The 16,189-nt window shown below is 70.0% G+C and carries 15 protein-coding genes; 7 read left to right on the plus strand and 8 right to left on the minus strand.

The genetic code is table 11. The annotated features are described in order from the left end of the window. Positions 1 to 111 precede the first annotated feature (111 nt). Genes JYK18_RS44255 through JYK18_RS44265 form a run of 3 tightly spaced genes read left to right on the plus strand, consistent with a single transcriptional unit; the run spans position 112 to position 3,562 of the window. Positions 112 to 1,038, plus strand: a complete 927-nt coding sequence (locus tag JYK18_RS44255) for an ABC transporter permease subunit (protein ID WP_307796356.1) — start codon at positions 112 to 114, stop codon at positions 1,036 to 1,038. Then, a complete protein-coding gene (locus JYK18_RS44260; protein ID WP_206810231.1) occupies positions 1,035 to 1,910 on the plus strand; it encodes a carbohydrate ABC transporter permease in 876 nt (291 codons plus the stop codon). The genes JYK18_RS44255 and JYK18_RS44260 overlap by 4 nt, the downstream gene beginning before the upstream one ends. A 20-nt stretch (positions 1,911 to 1,930) precedes the next feature. Then, a complete protein-coding gene (locus JYK18_RS44265) occupies positions 1,931 to 3,562 on the plus strand; it encodes an extracellular solute-binding protein (RefSeq protein WP_206810234.1) in 1,632 nt (543 codons plus the stop codon). A 72-nt stretch (positions 3,563 to 3,634) separates the two neighbouring features. Here JYK18_RS44265 and JYK18_RS44270 read toward each other — a convergent pair whose 3' ends face one another. The 3 genes from JYK18_RS44270 to JYK18_RS44280 form a co-directional block, all read right to left on the minus strand. Beyond that, positions 3,635 to 4,501, minus strand: coding sequence for a PmoA family protein (locus tag JYK18_RS44270; RefSeq protein WP_206810236.1), 867 nt, complete (start codon positions 4,499 to 4,501; stop codon positions 3,635 to 3,637). Then, a complete protein-coding gene (locus JYK18_RS44275; RefSeq protein WP_206810238.1) occupies positions 4,498 to 5,580 on the minus strand; it encodes a Gfo/Idh/MocA family protein in 1,083 nt (360 codons plus the stop codon). Before JYK18_RS44275 ends, JYK18_RS44270 begins: the two co-directional genes overlap by 4 nt. Before the next feature lie 139 nt (positions 5,581 to 5,719). Continuing rightward, positions 5,720 to 6,772 (minus strand): LacI family DNA-binding transcriptional regulator, encoded by a 1,053-nt coding sequence (locus tag JYK18_RS44280; protein WP_206810240.1) that lies wholly within the window; start codon positions 6,770 to 6,772, stop codon positions 5,720 to 5,722. 136 nt (positions 6,773 to 6,908) lie between these two features. Between JYK18_RS44280 and JYK18_RS44285 the strand changes: the two genes are divergently transcribed. Next, positions 6,909 to 7,937, plus strand: a complete 1,029-nt coding sequence (locus JYK18_RS44285; protein WP_206810242.1) for an endo-1,4-beta-xylanase — start codon at positions 6,909 to 6,911, stop codon at positions 7,935 to 7,937. Positions 7,938 to 7,990: 53 nt separating this feature from the next. Here the strand turns inward: JYK18_RS44285 and JYK18_RS44290 are convergent, their stop codons facing one another. Together JYK18_RS44290 and JYK18_RS44295 are read right to left on the minus strand one after the other, a co-directional pair. Further along, positions 7,991 to 10,216, minus strand: coding sequence for a glycoside hydrolase family 3 N-terminal domain-containing protein (locus tag JYK18_RS44290; RefSeq protein WP_206810781.1), 2,226 nt, complete (start codon positions 10,214 to 10,216; stop codon positions 7,991 to 7,993). Positions 10,217 to 10,287: 71 nt separating this feature from the next. After that, on the minus strand, positions 10,288 to 11,286 hold the full coding sequence (locus JYK18_RS44295; RefSeq protein ID WP_206810243.1) for a LacI family DNA-binding transcriptional regulator: 999 nt from the start codon (positions 11,284 to 11,286) through the stop codon (positions 10,288 to 10,290). 159 nt (positions 11,287 to 11,445) lie between these two features. Between JYK18_RS44295 and JYK18_RS44300 the strand changes: the two genes are divergently transcribed. Genes JYK18_RS44300 through JYK18_RS44310 form a run of 3 tightly spaced genes read left to right on the plus strand, consistent with a single transcriptional unit; the run spans position 11,446 to position 14,484 of the window. After that, positions 11,446 to 12,735 carry an ABC transporter substrate-binding protein gene (locus JYK18_RS44300; RefSeq protein ID WP_206810246.1) on the plus strand — a complete coding sequence of 430 codons (1,290 nt, stop codon included), beginning with the start codon at positions 11,446 to 11,448 and terminating at the stop codon, positions 12,733 to 12,735. A 1-nt stretch (position 12,736) separates the two neighbouring features. Then, the gene (locus tag JYK18_RS44305) at positions 12,737 to 13,675 is read left to right on the plus strand and encodes a carbohydrate ABC transporter permease (protein ID WP_206810247.1); all 939 of its coding nucleotides are present in this window, start codon (positions 12,737 to 12,739) and stop codon (positions 13,673 to 13,675) included. Then, positions 13,672 to 14,484: a carbohydrate ABC transporter permease gene (locus tag JYK18_RS44310; RefSeq protein ID WP_206810248.1), complete on the plus strand. Its 813-nt coding sequence runs from the start codon at positions 13,672 to 13,674 to the stop codon at positions 14,482 to 14,484. Before JYK18_RS44305 ends, JYK18_RS44310 begins: the two co-directional genes overlap by 4 nt. An 11-nt stretch (positions 14,485 to 14,495) precedes the next feature. Here the strand turns inward: JYK18_RS44310 and JYK18_RS44315 are convergent, their stop codons facing one another. Genes JYK18_RS44315 through JYK18_RS44325 form a run of 3 tightly spaced genes read right to left on the minus strand, consistent with a single transcriptional unit; the run spans position 14,496 to position 16,169 of the window. Beyond that, the gene (locus JYK18_RS44315; protein WP_206810249.1) at positions 14,496 to 14,966 is read right to left on the minus strand and encodes a GyrI-like domain-containing protein; all 471 of its coding nucleotides are present in this window, start codon (positions 14,964 to 14,966) and stop codon (positions 14,496 to 14,498) included. 10 nt (positions 14,967 to 14,976) lie between these two features. Then, positions 14,977 to 15,870 (minus strand): aminoglycoside phosphotransferase family protein, encoded by an 894-nt coding sequence (locus JYK18_RS44320; protein WP_206810250.1) that lies wholly within the window; start codon positions 15,868 to 15,870, stop codon positions 14,977 to 14,979. After that, a complete protein-coding gene (locus JYK18_RS44325) occupies positions 15,870 to 16,169 on the minus strand; it encodes a helix-turn-helix transcriptional regulator (protein WP_206810251.1) in 300 nt (99 codons plus the stop codon). Before JYK18_RS44325 ends, JYK18_RS44320 begins: the two co-directional genes overlap by 1 nt. Positions 16,170 to 16,189 lie beyond the last annotated feature (20 nt).

Genomic DNA, 16,189 nt, shown 5'->3' on the forward strand with positions numbered 1-16,189 from the left:
GCGCACCTCACGCGGTGATTGTCCGAATCCTTGACGCGGCTGGACGCGCCGGTTAGTTTTTGGTCGCGATAGTTTCCGATAGTTTCTGGAAACTGCCTCGAGGAGGACGGCGTGACCGCACGAACCGGACCCAGCCGCCGCCAGCGGTTCGCGCGGGACCGGTTCCTGGTGTTCGCCGCGCTGCCCGGCATCGTGCTGCTGGTGGTGTTCCACTACGTGCCGCTGCTCGGCAACGTGATCGCGTTCAAGGACTACCAGCCCTACCTCGGCATCCTGGAGAGCCCGTGGGTCGGCCTGGCGAACTTCGAAGGTGTGTTCACCGGCGACCCGGTCTTCCTCAACGCGCTGAGCAACACCCTGGTGATCACCCTGCTCCAGGTGGTCGTGGTGTTCCCGGTGCCGATCGCGCTGGCGCTGCTGCTGGACAGCCTGGTCTCCGAGCGGCTCAAGCGGATCGTGCAGAGCGTGCTCTACCTGCCGCACTTCCTGTCCTGGGTGATCGTGGTGGCCATCTTCCAGCAGATGCTCGGGGATTCGGGGCTGCTCAACGGTTTCCTGCGCGAGCACGACCTCGGCTCGGTGAGCGTGATCGGCTCGCCGGAACTGTTCAAGGCGCTGATCACCAGCCAGGTGCTGTGGAAGGACGCGGGCTGGGCGACCATCCTGTTCCTCGCCGCACTGTCGCGAATAGACACCACGCTGTACGAGGCGTCGGCGATGGACGGGGCCGGGCGGTGGCGCCAGCTGTGGCACGTCACCCTGCCCGGCCTGCGCGGGATCATCGTGCTGCTGCTCATCCTGCGCCTCGGCGACGCGCTGACCGTCGGCTTCGAGCAGATCATCCTGCAGCAGGCCGCGGTCGGCACCGAAGCCAGCGAGGTGCTCGACACCTACGTCTACAACAACGGCATCCTGGCCGGCAGCTGGGGCGTCAGCGCGGCGGTCGGCCTGGTCAAGGGGCTGGTCGGAGTGGCGCTGGTGCTGGGCGCGAACAAGCTGGCGCACCGGTTCGGCGAGCAGGGGGTCTACCAGCGATGAGCGCGCTCGAAGAACCGTCGGCACTGGCCAAGGCGGTCAAGGCGGTGGTGCTCACGGTGTGCTGCGCCGCGGTGGTGGTGCCGTTCCTCGGCATCGTGGCGACCAGCCTGGCCACCCGCGAGGACGTGACCGCCGCGGGCGGGTTCGTGTTGTTCCCCCGCTCGATCAACTTCGATGCCTACCAGGCGATCCTGTCCGGGGGAGTGGTGACCAGGGCGGTGCTGGTCAGCCTGTTCGTCACGGTGACGGGCACGCTGCTGAGCCTGACCGCGACCACCCTGCTCGCCTACGGGCTGAGCCGCCGCGGGACCGTGCTGCACCGGCCGTTCCTGCTGCTGGTGCTGATGCCGCTGCTGTTCACCCCGGGCATCATCCCGAGCTACCTGATCGTGAAGAACCTAGGGCTGCTGGACAGCTACTGGTCGCTCATCCTGCCGGTGCTGGTGAATGTGTTCAACGTGATCGTGCTGCGCGCGTTCTTCATGGAACTGCCCGGCGAGATCATCGACAGCGCGCGCGTGGACGGCGCCGGGGACGGGCTGATCCTCTGGCGGATCGTGCTGCCGATGAGCAAGGCGGTGCTCGCGGTGATCGCGTTGTTCTACGCGGTGGCGTACTGGAACTCGTTCTTCAGCGCGTTGCTCTACCTCAACGACACCGCGAAGTGGCCGCTGCAGCTGGTGCTGCGGACCTACGTGGTCAACCAGTCCCAGCTCGGGGTGGACCAGCTCGGCGCCGGCGCGGAACTACCGCCGGCCGAGGCGGTGCAGATGGCCATCCTGGTGCTTTCGATCGTGCCGGTCCTGCTGGTCTATCCGTTCGTGCAGCGCCATTTCACCAAGGGGGTGCTGATCGGCGCGGTGAAGGGCTGAACCCACCGAAGGAGAATCCGATGAACGCGATGAACCGCCGGTTGTTCCTCTCCGGCACCCTCGCCACCGTCGCCGCGCCCGCGCTGCTGGGCGCGTGCAGCAGCGGCGGCAACGGGGCGGCCACGCAGCAGACCGTGGCCGACACGAAGCTGCCCGCGTACCTGCCCTACACCGGCGTCAAACCGGATCTGCCCGGCAACGAGCAGGGGCTGCTGAACGGCTTCCTCAACTACCCCGACCCGCCGGTGCGGGCGTTCAGCGCGCCGCCGGGGGACGGCTCGCCGGTTTCGGCCTTCGTGCTGACGAGTTCACCGGTACCACCGACGGTGGACCAGAACCCGTACTGGCAGGAGCTGAACAAGCGCCTCAACGTCGATCTGCGGTTGACCATCGTGCCGAACTCGGACATGCCGACGAAGTTCGCCACCCTGGTCGCCGGGGACGACCTGCCCGACTTCATCGTGCCCGCGCTGTACACCCCGAACGGCCTGCCCGCCGGGGTGGCGAACCTGCCCGCCTGGCTGTCGGGCAAGTGCCAGGACCTCACCCCGTTCCTCGGCGGGGACGCGATCAAGGAGTACCCGTTCCTGGCGAACCTGCCGACCGCGGCGTGGAAGGACTGCCGGTACAACGGCGGCATCTACGGCCTGCCGGTGGCGCGCGGGGTGGCCGGCAGCCTGATGTTCCGCCGCGACGACCTGTTCGCGCAGCTCGGCGCGAACCCGAATCCGGCGAACTTCGCCGAGTTCCGCGCCCTGTGCCGTCAGGTGACCGACGAGAAGGCCGGGCGGTGGGCGCTCGCGGGCGGGGCGCAGGACTTCATCTCGCAGATGCTCGGGCTGCCGTTCCGCTGGCGCGACGAGGGCGGGAAGCTGAAGGCCAAGTTCGAGTACGAGGAGTACAAGCAGGTGCTGGCGGACGCGGCGCAGCTGTTCACCGACGGCGTGGTGCACCCGGACAGCACGACGAACAACGCGCCGGTGAAGAAGTGGTTCAACGCGGGCAGCGCACTGATGCACACCGACCGGTACACCGCCTGGCCGCAGTACTACGCGGAAAACGTGGCGGGGCCGGGGTTCAGGATCTCCGGGATGCGGCCGCCGCTGTATCACGGGGGCGGGTTCGCCGGGACCTGGCAGGCCCAGGCGACGAACAACTTCACCGTGCTGAAGAAGGCCGACGAGGGCCGGATCCGGCAGCTCCTGAAGCTGGCGGACTGGCTGGCCGCGCCGTTCGGCACCGAGGAGTACCTGTTCCGCAAGTACGGCACCGCCGGCACGCACTACACCATGCAGGACGGCGGGCCGCGGCAGACGCAGGCCGGGGTCTCGCAGACCGTGCTCGGCATCCGGTACATAGTGGACTCACCGGACGTGTTGTTCGTGCCGGGCAATCCGGAAGCGACGAAGGCGTGTTACGACTACCAGGCCTCGGTGGTGCCGACCTCGGTGCCGGACCCGACGCTGAGCCTGTTCTCGGACACCTGGTCGCGCAAGCAGGGCCAGCTGGGCACCATGATCAACGACGCGCAGAACGACATCCTGGCCGGGCGGAAACCGGTGTCCTCCTGGGACGAGGTGGTCACCCAGTGGCGCGCCACCGGCGGTGACAAGGTCCGCACCGAATTCGAAGAGGCACTGGCGGCGCAGTAGACGGGCACTGGTGCAGTGAATGTGGCTTTCACAGCGAAATCTGCAGTGAAAGCCACATTCACAGCATCTCGCCTACCAAGTGTAGGAGGCGGCGCGGGTTTCCAACTGGTCCCGTGACCACGAACCGTTGCCCACCAGGAGGCGGTATCGCAGACGCAGCGTCTCCCCGGCGGCCAGGAACAACGGCTCGTGGAAGGCCACCGAAGGGTTCACCACGGCGTACGGCGAGTTCCGCACGAACCACCGCCATTCCGGGTTCCCCGGGTCCGGGGTGAACAGCAGCGTCGAGGTGTGGTCGACCTCGTCGTGCGTGCCGACGTAGGCGAGCCACGACGCCGCCCGGCCCATCATCTCCGGGCCCGACTGCCCGTCCGAGGCGAGCACCTCGCCGTGTTCGAAGGAACGCGGGCCCCGCCAGAAGAAACCGCAGTACCCGGCCAGTTCCCGCCCGTGCACGGTCGGGCTGCTGAACTCCAGCGCGGTCTCGCGCGCGTTCCGCAGTTCCGAGGTGAAGTCCAGGGTCCACGCCCCGGCCTCGGCGGTGAACGACATCGTCCGCCGCTCGGTGATCCACTTCTGCCCAGCGGCGGTCAGCCAGTCGATCTCCTCGACCACGTTTTCCGTTGCCAGCGCGAGGAAATCCCGGTGCACCAGTGAACCCACGTTCGGCAGCACCTGGTATCCCCGGTCGCGGACGTAGCTCACCCCGCCCCAGAAGTTCTGGTCGTCCAGGTGGGACGCCGTCATCGCCAGGCCCTTGTGCCAGCGGTGGTCGTGCGGCCGGTTGCCGGTGACCACGTCGCCGTCGAGGGTGCGCAGCGGGTGGAAGCTCGGGCTCGGGCACTCGAACGCGGCGATGTCCGGCCGGTAGGTGTAGCGCAGCAGCTCCACGCCGCCTTCGGACACGGTGAACACGCCATCGCCGTCGGCCAGCTTCACAGTTTCACGTCCCCGTTCATCCGGTGGTAGAACACGTCGCCGGGCCGCAGTTGGTCCCGGGTGACCGGCGCTCCGGTGAACGCCGACCGGTACAGCGCGGTGATCAGTTCGAGGGCTTCCCGTCCCTGCGGCCCGGACAGCGGCGGCCGCTGCCCCTGGTCCATGGCGTCCAGCAGGTACGGCAACTGCGCCGAATGCGAGCTGCCCACGTCCTCCGGTATTTCGGACCAGGACGAGATCAGCCGTTCGTCGGTCACGTGCGGGGCGGGCGTGTAGCGCCAGTCGGCGTTGCGATAGCCGTACAGGTGGGTCACCTCGACCGTGGCGTCGGTCAGGTCGAGCCGGAGGTAGCTCTCCTCGCGCGGGGAAAGCACACTGTTCACAATGGACGCCATCGCCCCGCTGGCGAACCGCACGATCGCCATCGACACGTCCTCGGTCTCCATCACGCGGTCCAGCCTGCCCACCATCGCGCGCACCTCGGTCCACTCGCCGAGCAGCGCCAGCAGCAGGTCGATCTGGTGGATGCCGTGGCCCATCGTCGGCCCGCCGCCCTCGGTGGCCCACTTCCCGCGCCACGGAACGTCGAAATAGGACTGATCGCGGAACCAGGTGGTGTGGCACACCGCGACGAGCGGCCGCCCGAGCGCGCCGCTCCCGATCAGTTCCCGCGCGTGCCGCGCCCCGGAACCGAAGCGGTGCTGGAAAACCACGCTCGCGTACGGCCCGCCGTCGCGTTCGGCGGCGGTGATCCGGTCGTACTCGGCCAGCGACAGCGCGGGCGGTTTCTCCAGCAGCACCCAGGCACCGGCGTCCAGGCAGGCGACCGCGATGCCGGCGTGCGTGGCCGGGGGTGTGCACACCTGCACCAGATCCGGTTTTTCGGTGCGCAGCATGGACTTCAGCGACTGGTATGCCACCGGGACCCCGGTTTTCTGCTGGAACACCGCCAACCGGGCGGGATCGGTGTCCACCGCGGTGATGAGTTTCGCGCGGTCACCGGCGGCCCGGATGGCCGGGACGTGAGCTGCTTCGGCGATACTGCCGGTACCGACCACGGCCACCCGGTAGGTCCGCATCGAGCCCTCATTTCGATAGTTTCGAAGCGGTGCCCTGTCCATTCGACCCTAGAATGGGCTCGAATCCCCGTCAAGACTGGTGAATGGCGGGAATACGCCGTCGAAACAGTTTCGAAAACCCGTGCGCCGGTACTGCTGTTTACCGGTGCTCCGCCGGGGGTGCGGTGCTCTGCCGCACCACCAGGCTGGTCGCCAGTTCCACCCGCCGGTGCTCGGCCTCCTCGCCGCGCGCCAGTGCCAGCAGCAGGCGCGTGCCCGCGGCGGCCATCTCCTGCAGCGGCTGCCGGATGGTGGTCAGCGGCGGCCCGACCCAGCCCGCCACCGGCAGGTCGTCGAAGCCGATCACGCTGAGGTCCTCCGGAATGCGCAGGCCGGCCGCGCGGGCGGCCTCGTACACCCCGAACGCCTGCAGGTCGCTGCCCGCGAACACGGCGGTCGGCCGGTCGCCCAGCTTCAGCAGTTCGGTCAGCTGCGCGCGCCCGGCTTCGACGTGGAAGTCGCCGTAGCGCACCAGTGCCGGGTCCACCGGCACCCCGGCGGTCTCCAGCGCGGCGCGGTAGCCGTCCACGCGGGCGCGGCTGCACAGCACCCGCTCCGGCCCGCCGATCACCGCGATCCGGCGGTGGCCCAGTTCGAGCAGGTGCCGGGTGGCGATCAGCCCGCCGTTCCAGTTGGTGGCCCCGATCGAGTAGGTGCGCTCACCCGGTTCCCCGACCGGGTCGACCACCACCACCGGGATGTTGCGCGACTCCAGCTTCGCCAGCTGGTCGGCGCTGAGGTCGGAGAACACCGACACCACCCCGATCGGCCGCCGCGCCAGCACCTTCTCCAGCCAGCCGCGGCCGGGGGTGAGCCTGCCCTGTGACTCCGAGAGCACCACCGCCAGGTCGTGCTCGCTGGCCACCTGCTCCACCCCGCGCATGATCTCCAGCGCCCAGATGCTCTCCAGCTCGTGGAACATCAGCTCCAGCAGGTTGGACCGCCGGGCCCGCTCGTCGCTGCGCCGCTGGTAGCCGTGGCGGCGGATGATCTCCTCCACCCGTTCCCTGGTCGCCGCGGCCACGTCGGTGCGCCCGTTGACCACCTTCGAAACTGTCGGGATGGAAACCCCGGCCTCCACCGCGATCTGCGCGATGGTGACCTTGCCCTGGACGGGCTCGCTGGCCGGCTTCCGCTCGGATTCCACTGGCATGGCGGGCAGTCTACGCGCCTTTCCGGTTTCCGATACTTTCGGCGGTTAATTCGAAAGTTCTTGACCACCCAGTGGGTGATCTGCCAACATCGGGGGACCGCCACCGTTTTTGCCCCGACAACGAGGAGCAACGACGATGTTGCGAGCGAAACGAGTCACCGGCGGCCTCCGCCGGTGGGGCGCGGTGCTGGCGCTCAGCGCCGGCCTGGTGGCGTGGCAGGCGGCCCCGGCCTCGGCGGCGCCCCCGCTGAAGGACATCACCAGCCGCTACGTCGGCAGTGCCGTACCCGCCTCGGCACTGGCGAACGAGGCCGACTTCCGCACCACGCTGACCCGCGAATTCGACAGCGTGACACCGGAAAACGAGATGAAGTGGGCCAGCCTCGAACCGAACCGCGGCCAGTACAACTGGTCCGGTGCGGACGCCATCGTGAACTACGCGCAGCAGAACGGGAAAACCGTGCGCGGCCACACGCTGGTCTGGCACAACCAGTACCCCGGGTGGTTGAACAACCTGTCCGCCACCGACCTGCGCACCGCGCTGCAGAACCACATCACCACGGTGATGACCAGGTACAAGGGCAAGATCCGGGCCTGGGACGTGGTGAACGAGGTGTTCAACGAGGACGGCAGCCGCCGCAACTCGATCTTCCAGCAGAAGCTCGGCGCCAACTACATCGCCGACGCGTTCCGCTGGGCGAAGCAGGTCGATCCCGGCGCGAAGCTGTACATCAACGACTACAACGTCGAATGGCAGGGCGCCAAGAGCAACGCCATGTACGAGCTGGTGAAATCCCTGCGGCAGCAAGGGGTTCCGGTGGAGGGCGCGGGCTTCCAGACGCACCTGTCCACGCAGTACGGCTTCCCCGGCGGGTTCCAGGCGAACCTGCAGCGCTTCGCCGACCTCGGCGTGGACGTGGCGATCACCGAGGCCGACGTCCGCGTCCAGCTGCCCGCCGACTCGGCGAAGCTGGCCAAGCAGGCCGACTACTTCGACCAGGCCTGGGACGGCTGCCACGCGGTGAGCCGCTGCGTGGAGTTCACCACCTGGGGCTTCACCGACCGGCACTCGTGGGTGCCGGGCACCTTCCCCGGTGAAGGCGCGGCCTGCCTGTTCGATGCGAACCTGCAACCGAAACCCGCCTACACCCGCATCAACCCGTAAGGACACGAAGGTGGCTTTCGGGGCGCTCACCGTGCCCCGAAAGCCCCTTCGTGTCATCCGATTTCGGGGGAGAGGACGCGGTCGAAGCCGACCTCGCGCCGCGGTCCGGTCAGCACGCGGGCCAGCGTCGCCCGGATGTCGGTGCTGGACGCCCCCACCCGCAGTTCCACCTCACCCGGATCCACCTGCCGCTGCCCGGCGCGGCCGGTGTAGCAGGTCAGGTCCGCGTGCAGGCCGAACCGTACGGTCTGCGCCTCACCCGGCGCCAGGTCCACCCTGGCCGCGGCGATCAGCCGCTGCACCGGCCGCACGCATTCGGCCACCGGGTCGTGCAGGTACACCTGGACCACCTCGCTGCTCGCGCGATCGGTCTCGTTGCGCAGCGGGACGGTCAGCTCGAACACCCCGTCGGTGCGCCACTCCTCGCCGCCGGTGACCTCGCCCCAGCTCAGCGGCGCGTAGGAAAGCCCGTGCCCGAACCCGTACAACGCCGTCGGGTCGACCGTGCTCACCTCGCTGCGGGTGGCCAGCGGCGCGGCGAGATAGGTGGCGGGCTGGTTCGCCCCGGCCGCCGGGAAGCTGACCGGCAGCCGTCCCGACGGGTTCACCCGCCCGCTGAGCACGTCCGCCAGCGCCACCCCGCCCTCCTCGCCGGGGAAGAACCCGCAGACGATGGCGGCGAGCCGGTCGGCCTGCCGCGAAAGCTCGTACGGGCGCCCGCTCAGCAGCACCAGCACCACCGGGGTTCCGGTGCCCAGCAAGGCTTCCAGCAGTTCCTCCTGCCGCCCCGGCAGGCGCAGATCGGCGACGTCGCAGCCTTCACCGGAGGTGCCACCACCGAACAACCCGGCGCGATCGCCCAGCACCACCACGCAGATCTCGGCGTCGGCGGCCACCCGGACCGCGTCGGCGATCCCGGCGTCGTCACCGCCTTCGACCGGGCAGCCCTGCGCGTAGGTCACGTCGTGGTCGGCGCCGAGCGCCTCCAGCACGGTGGGCACCTCGATGCCCAGCGGCACGTCCGGGTGGTGCACCCCGACGTGCATCGGGAACGAGTAGCAGCCGAACATCGCGCCGGGGTCGTCGGCCCGCGGGCCGATCACGGCGAGCCGCTTGCCGGGGGCCAGCGGCAGCACGTCTTCGTTGCGCAGCAACACGATCGATCGCTGGGCCAGTTCACGCGCGAGGGCACGGGACTCGTCGTCGTCGAGGTCGGCGCGGCCGTCGGCGAGCACCTCGGGATCGGGCGACCAGCCGGGGTCGAGTAACCCGAGCTCGCACTTCTGCCGCAGCACCCGCTCCAGCGCGCGGTCCACCAGCGCGACGTCGGCCTCCCCGGACTCCAGCGCCATCAGCAACGGCGCGCCGAAGCAGTCGACGGTCGGCAGTTCGACGTCGATCCCGGCGGCCAGCGCCTGCGCGGCGGCTTCGGCCCGCGTGCCGGCCACCCCGTGCAGCGTGCGCAGGAACGAGACGGAGAAGTAGTCGGCCACCACCGTGCCGGTGAAGCCGTAGACCTCGCGCAGCCGCGTGGTGAGCAGTTCGGGATCGGCGGCCGCGGGCACGCCGTCGTTGTCGTTGTAGCCGTTCATCACCGAACGGGCACCCGCGCGCAGCGCCATTTCGAACGGCGGCAGCAGCACGTCGGCCAGTTCCCGCGCGCCGATCGACACCGGCGCCAGGTTGCGGCCCGCCTTCGACGCGGAGTACCCGGCGAAGTGCTTCAGCGTGGCCACCACCCCGGCCGACTCCAGCCCGCGCACGTACGCCGAGCCGATCGTGCCGACCAGGTACGGGTCCTCGGCGATGGTCTCCTCGATCCGGCCCCACCGCAGATCGCGGGCCACGTCGAGCACCGGCGCCATGCCCTGGTGCACCCCGAGCCGCCGCATCGACCGTCCGATGTGGACACCCATCCGCTCGACCAGCCCCGGGTCGAAGGTGGCGCCCCAGCACAGCGGCGACGGGTACACCGTGGCGCGCCAGGCGGCCAGCCCGGTCAGGCACTCCTCGTGCACCTGCGCCGGGATGCCGAACCGGCTGGCGGCCATCACCTCGCGCTGCGTGCGGGCCAGCCCGCGCGCGCCGATCAGCGGCTCCACCGGCCGGGTGCCGAACACCCGGGTCAGCTGGCCGATGCCGGAGCCGACCAGCCGGTCCCAGTCGCCCGGTTCGATGGCGAAGTCGTGCTGGTGCGGCGCCATCTCGCCGGCCGCGTCGATGCCGACCCAGACGCCGAACAACTGCGCCAGTTTCTCGCGCGTGTTCATCCTGGCCATCAGGTCGGCCACCCGGTCGGCGGGGGCGGCGGCGGGATCGCGCCAGAGTTCGGTGCGCGCGGGGTCGAGGGTCACGGCTGCTCCACCTGTCGGGTCGACGAGCGCACGACGAGCCGGGTCTCCAGCGTGACGTGCGTGGTTTCCGGGGTTTCCCGGTTGATCAGCGGGATGAGGAGTTCGATGGCGCGGCGGCCCATCTCGCGGATGGGCTGCTCGACGGTGGTCAGCGGCGGCACGCACAGCACCGACTCCGGGATGTTGTCGAAGCCGACCACCGACAGGTCCTCCGGCACGCGCAGGCCGAGCGCCTGCGCCGCCTCGACGGTGGCGATGGCCGACAGGTCGTTCGCCGCGAAGATCGCGGTGGGCCGGGCGGGGGAGTCCAGCAGGCGGCGCGCCGAGGCCGCGGAGATCTCCGGGTCGTAGGCGCCGACCTGCACCAGGTCCTCGTCCACCGGCACCCCGGCCGCGGCCAGCGCACGCCGGTAACCGGTCTCGCGCAGCTGCGCCGACTGCAGGTCCGGCCGGCCGGTGAGCAGGGCGATCCGGCGGTGGCCCAGCGCCAGCAGGTGCTCCACGGCCAGCTGCGCGCCACGAAGGTTGTCCGAGTCGATGGTGGGCAGCTCGGCGGAACCGGTGTGCGGGTCGACCGCGACCACCGGCGTGCCCTCGCGGGGTTCGGGGGAGGCGGCCGGGGTGACCAGCAGCGCGCCGTCGACCAGGGTGCCGCTCAACCGCGAGAGGTACCGGCGTTCCCAGCCCGCCTTGTCGTCCGTGCGCCCGCCCGCCGAGTAGACGACCAGCTCGAAACCCGAGCCGCGGATCGCGTCGGCCGCGCCCTTGAGCAACTCGGTGCTGAACGGTTCGAGATCGGCCACCAGGATGCCGATCACGTTGGTGCGGTGGTTGCGCAGGCTCTGGGCGACCAGGCTGGCTTCGTAGCCCAGCTCCTCGATCACCGAGCGCACGCGGGCGGAGGTGGCGGCGGCGACGCCGTAGCGCTGATTGAGCACTTTGGACACGGTCGCCACCGAGACGCCGGCGCGTTCGGCGACGTCCCTGATGGTCACACGGGAGCTTGGCTGCACGGGGCTCAGCGTAGCTCTGTAAAACGTTATCGACAACGATTGACACGGCCTTGACCTCGGGCCAGACTTTCAAGCCAACCTGGGCTGCGGTGCCTCGCCAGCCCGGTCCAGCTCGGCCGAAGTCGTCAGGAGTGGACCACCATGCGCCGAATCCGGAACGTTTGCGCCTTCCTCCTCGCCGCGGTCACCGCCGCCGCCCTCACCGCCTGCGGTGGTGGGGACGACACGGCGGGCAACGCGGACGGACCCGTCACCTTCACCTGGTGGCACAACGGCACCACCGATACGCGGAAGGCGCTGTGGGAGCAGATCGCCGCCGACTACCAGGCGGCCAATCCCGGGGTGAGCTTCAAGATCGAGCCGGTGCAGAACGAGCAGTTCCAGACCAAGATCCCGCTGGCGCTGCAGTCGGACAGCCCGCCGGACATCTACCAGCAGTGGGGCGGCGGCCAGGGCGCGGGCCAGCTGGCGTCGGGCAAGGTCGCCGACATCACCGGGCAGGCCTCGCCGTGGATCGGCCAGCTCGGCCCGATCGCCCAGGACTGGGCGGCCGACGGCAAGCAGTACGGCGTGCCCTACGTCGGGCACACGGTGGGGTTCTGGTACCGCAAGGACATCTTCGCCAACGCCGGCATCACCACGCCCCCGACCACGATGGAGCAGCTGAACGAGGCGGTGGCCAAGCTCAAGGGCGCCGGGGTGGCGCCGATCGCGGTCGGCGGCAAGGACCGCTGGCCGGACGCGTTCTACTGGGGTTACCTCGCCACCCGGCACTGCGCGCCGGAAGAGCTGAAGAAGGCCGTCGAGTCCGTGCGGATGGAACACCCGTGCTGGCTCCGGGCCGGTCAGGACCTCAAGGCGTTCCTGGACACCCAGCCGTTCCAGACCGGTTTCGTCGGGACCCCGGCCCAGCAGGGCGCGGGCAGTTCGGCCGGGATGGTGGCCAACGGACAGGCCGCGATGGAACTGCAGGGCGACTGGTCGCCGGACACGATGGCCTCGCTCACCTCGGACAAGGACCTGAACTCGAAGCTCGGCTGGTTCCCGTTCCCGTCCGTGGCCGGTGGGGCCGGCGCGCCGGGCGCGATCCTCGCCGGTGGTGACGGCTTCTCGTGCACCCAGCGCACGGGCGCGGCCTGCGCGAAGTTCCTGCAGTACCTGACCACCCCGCCGGTGCAGGAGAAGCTCGCCGCGATCGGCGCCGGCCTGCCGGTGAACCCGGCCGCGGCCCCGGCGCTGGGCACCGATTCGCTCAAGTCGGTGTTCGAGCACACCCAGCAGGCCCCGCACCGGCAGACCTACTTCGACATCGCCCTGCCGACCAGCGTCGGCCAGGCGCTCAACGACGCGATCGCGAACTTCTTCGCCGGGCAGGGCACGCCGGAGTCGATCGTGCAGGCCGTGAACTCGGCGGCGGCGGGGAACAAGTGACATGCTGCGTTCGCGCGGGCGAGGTGCCCGGCCACGGGGGAGCGCGGTCTCCTCGGGGCTGCGCCGGAAGCTCGAACTGACCCTGTTCCTCGGCCCGGCCCTGCTGTTGTTCGTCGGGTTCGTGCTGGTGCCGATGGTGCTGGCGGTGTACTACAGCCTGTACGACTGGACCGGTTTCGGCTCGCTCGGGGACTTCGCCGGGTTCAAGAACTACCTGGACGCGCTGACCGGCTCGGTGTTCCAGAACGCGGTGTGGCACAACGTGGTCATCGCCGTGCTGTCGCTGGTGGTGCAACTGCCGCTGAGCATCGGGCTGGCCCTGCTGCTCAACCGGCGGCTGCGCGGGCGGGCCTTCCTGCGGGTGATCGTCTTCGCGCCGTACGTGCTCTCGGAGGCGATCACCGCGGTGATCTGGCTGCTCATCCTGCAGCCGGGCGGGTTCGCCGACCAGGTGCTGCGCGCGGCCGGGCTCGGCGGGCTGGTGCGGCAGTGGCTGGCCGATCCCGGGCTGGTGCTGTTCACCCTGTTCGTGGTGATCACCTGGAAGTACATCGGCTTCGGCATCATCCTGCTGCTGGCCGGGCTCCAGGGGATTCCGCCGGAGGTGAAGGAGGCCGCCGCGCTGGACGGGGCGACGGCGTGGCAGACCACCCGGCACGTGGTGCTGCCGCTGCTCGGCCCGACCGTGCGGATCTGGATCTTCCTGTCGGTGATCGGCTCGCTGCAGTTGTTCGACCTGGTGTGGATCATGACGCTGGGCGGGCCTGCCAACGCCTCCACCACGATGGCGACCTACCTGATCGACCACGGGTTCAAGCGGTACGAGTTCGGCTTCGGCAGTGCGGTGGCGGTGTTGCTGTTCATCATCTGCTTCACCTTCGCCCTGCTGTACCAGCGATTCGCGCTGCGGCGCGACACCGAGGGGGCGGTGACCGGATGAAGCGGCAGTCGCTGGCCTACCTGGTGGCGATCCTGATCGTCGGCATCACCGTGGTGCCGCTGATCTTCGTCATCCTCGGCGGGTTCCGCACCACCGGCCAGATCAACGCCGATCCGGCCGGGCTGCCGGGGCCGTGGGTGTGGGACAACTACCGGGAGATCCTGACCGCGCCGGAGTTCTGGACCTTTCTCGGCAACAGCCTGCTGATCGCGGTGGTGGCCACCACGCTCGCGGTGGCGCTGGGCTCGATGGCGGCGTTCGCCCTGTCGCGGTACCAGTTCCGCGGGCGGGAGGGGTGGTACACGCTGTTCACCCTGGGGCTGCTGTTCCCGCTCGGGGTGGCCACGCTGCCGTTGTACCTGTTGCTGCGGCAGCTGGACATGCTGGAGAACCCGCTGGGCGTGGCCCTGCCGGAGGCGGCGTTCTCGCTGCCGGTGACCATCGTGATCCTGCGGCCGTTCATGCGGGCCATCCCGGCGGAGATCGAGGACGCCGCGGTGCTCGACGGCGCCACCCGGATCGGTTTTTTCTGGCGGATCCTGCTGCCGCTGTCGATGCCCGCGCTGACCACGGTGGCGGTGCTGGCCTTCGTCACCAGCTGGAACGCGTACCTGTTGCCACTGCTGGTGTTCAACGACTCGGGCAACTTCACCCTGCCGCTGGGCGTGGCCACCTTCCAGTCGCAGTACTCCCAGGACACGGCGCGGGTGCTGGCGTTCACCGCGTTGTCGATGATCCCGGCACTGGGCTTCTTCATGCTCGCCGAACGCCGGATCGTGGGCGGGCTGACAGGATCGGTGAAGGGGTAGGCGGTGTCCGGCTAGCGGGGTGTGATCGGCAACTGCAGTTCGGTCCGCCAGTGGTCGTCCGCGTCGGGGTGGGCGACGAGGTGGACCTCGCGGGCGGTGCCGTCGGTGCGGTAGCCGTTGTCCTCGATCCAGGTGGTCAGGATCCGGTAGCTGGCGTCGATCGTGGCCATCGTCCCGTGGTGGACGTAGCAGGCGGCCTGGCCGATGCCGTCGAGCACGGTGAGCTGGACGCCGTCGACGGTGTCTTCGCCGACCGGGCAGGCCGCCGTCACCGTGAGCCGGGCCCCGCCGGCCGGCGCGTACGTGGCGAGCGGCGTGCCGGCCGGCGGAACCCCGTCCCGTTCCAGCGCGCCGAACAACCGCTCGAACAACGCCTGCGCCACCGGCCCGACGTGCTCGTGGGCGTCGCTCTCCGCGATTCCGCTCACCGAAGCCACCCGCACCGGCGGGACCGCCTTGACCGTGACGTCGTTCGTGCTCATGGGTGCCTTTCTAGTGCGTGCCGGAAAAGGTGTCGAGCAGGAGGCGGCACCGGACCGGCTCCTCCGTGTAGCCCGCCGCCAGGCCGGTCAGGAGGTGGTCGGCCGCGCGCACCACGGTCCACGACCGCGCGAGGTCGCGGTCCAGGCCCGCCGCCACCGCCAGGCGGCGGAACTGCCGCAGCACCGCGGTGCGCCTGCCGATCTCGTCGAGGCGGGTCCACAGCAACGGCGCCACCTGGTACTCCAGTTGCCCGGCGACCGCGCGCGGGCTGATCACCAGCCACGGTTCGCGGTCCGCAGCGAGCACCTTGCCGTAGGACAGTTCGCGGTTGACCAGGTAGGGGTCGTCCAGCTCGCTCAACTCACCGGCCAGGTGCTCCACGCGCGCGGCCAGCGACGGCGGGAAGGGCCGTCCGGCGGCGTCCCACCGGGCGGTGAGGGTGTCGCGGATTTCCCCGGCCACGTCCGAAATCCGGCGCAGGCCGTCCGGTGCGGGGACCGCCATCCGGCGCAGCAGGCCGCCCAGCAGGGGGACCGCGTCCTCGACCCGGATGGACTGGGCCGACCGGGTCGGGGACGCGCGTTCCAGCAGGAGCGCGTGGTCCTCCGGAGCGGCCTCCAACAGGCGCACCGCGTCACGTCCGTCCCAGATGGACAGTGCGCGGGCCTCGCTGTCGACGTCCTCGTCCGGCCAGGAGACCTTGAGCGCCAACGGCTCGCCGTCACGCCGCACCGGTTGCACCATCGCGTGGTAACCGTGCCGGGCCTCGCCGTCGGGGGTGAGCGACCACCGCGCGCGCAACCGCTCGAAGGTTCTCGGCAGTTCTTCCACCCAGTGGCGGCCCGCCGGGCCCGCGCGTTGCCAGGCTCCGGAGGCCAGCAACCCGGCGGGGACGGCGGTCATCAGGTCTCGGCGTTGAGCACGGCGTCGAGCAGACCGGGGAAGCGGGCGTCGAGGTCCTCCCGCCGCAGCGAGAGCAGGTTCTCCCGGCCGTAGGGCCGCTGCCAGATCACCCCGCTGTCCCGCAGCACCCGCCAGTGCCTGGTCAGCGTGGACTTCGACATCCCGTCGATGATCTTGCCGCAGCTGCGCTCCGAGCCGTCCGCGAGCACCCGCACGATCTGCAGCCGGATGGGATTGCCCAGGGTCGAGAGCACCTGGTCCAGCCGGATCTGCTCGCGCTCGGGGTGCGGGGTGAACACGGCACCATCCTACCCTTTGA

Source organism: Amycolatopsis sp. 195334CR, assembly GCF_017309385.1.
GTDB lineage: Bacteria > Actinomycetota > Actinomycetes > Mycobacteriales > Pseudonocardiaceae > Amycolatopsis.